The organism is Clavibacter lycopersici (genome assembly GCF_003576405.1).
Taxonomy (GTDB): Bacteria; Actinomycetota; Actinomycetes; order Actinomycetales; family Microbacteriaceae; genus Clavibacter; species Clavibacter lycopersici.
In genome coordinates, this window is sequence record NZ_QWGT01000461.1 from 1 (window position 1) to 839 (window position 839).

1 protein-coding gene is annotated in these 839 nt (G+C 77.7%); it reads left to right on the forward strand.

What is annotated here, in order from left to right:
• Positions 1-164: 164 nt before the first annotated feature.
• The gene (locus DZG00_RS15945; protein ID WP_119455848.1) at positions 165-779 is read left to right on the forward strand and encodes a signal peptidase I; all 615 of its coding nucleotides are present in this window, start codon (positions 165-167) and stop codon (positions 777-779) included.
• The last annotated feature ends 60 nt before the right edge of the window (positions 780-839 follow it).

Below are 839 nucleotides of genomic sequence, written 5' to 3' on the forward strand. Positions count from 1 at the left end.
CCGCCCGCCGGATCCGCCCCGGCCGCCGACGCCCCGCGCGACCTGCTCCCCGTCACCGGCCGCGACATCGCGTCCGCCCTGGCCGGCGCCCTCCTGGCCCTCCTGGGCGGCGGGATCCTGCTGCTCGCCGGCCGACGCCGACGCCGCGGCGCCGAGGCAGCGTCATGACCCGCCGCAGCCCTGCCCGCCGCGCGCTCGGCCTCCTCGGCGGGCTCCTCACGGCCGCCATCGGGCTGGCCGTCGTCGCCGTCATCGCCCTCTCCGTGCTCGGCGTCACCCGCTTCGTCCCCGTGCTCTCGAACTCGATGGCGCCCGGCATGCCCGTCGGCTCCCTCGCGATCACCGCCCCGACGCCGCGCACGGAGGTGGCGACCGGCGACGTCGTCGTCTTCACGGCGCCGATGGGCCCGCGCGTGCGGGTGATCCACCGCGTCACGCACGTCTTCGGCCCGGAGGACGCCGACCGGCTCGACGGCTGGTCGGCCGACCGACTCGCCATCCAGACCAAGGGCGACAACAACCCCGCGGGCGATCCCTGGATCGTCACCATCGGCGACGACGCCGTGTGGGAGCGCACGTCGGTCGTCCCCTTCCTCGGCTGGCCGTTCGTCTGGCTCGGCGACCCCGTCACGCGCATGATCGCGTTCGCGGTCGTCGGCGCGGCCGGCACCATCTGGCTGCTGACCGTCATCTGGCGTCGCCCGCCGCAGCCGGCAGGGGGCGACGCAGCCGCCGACGCCTCCGCCGACGCGGCCCGCACGACCGGCGGGGCGCTCTGATGCCCCGCCATCGCGCCGCGCCCGCCGTGCCCGCATCCGCGCCCGCACCGCACGGCCGCC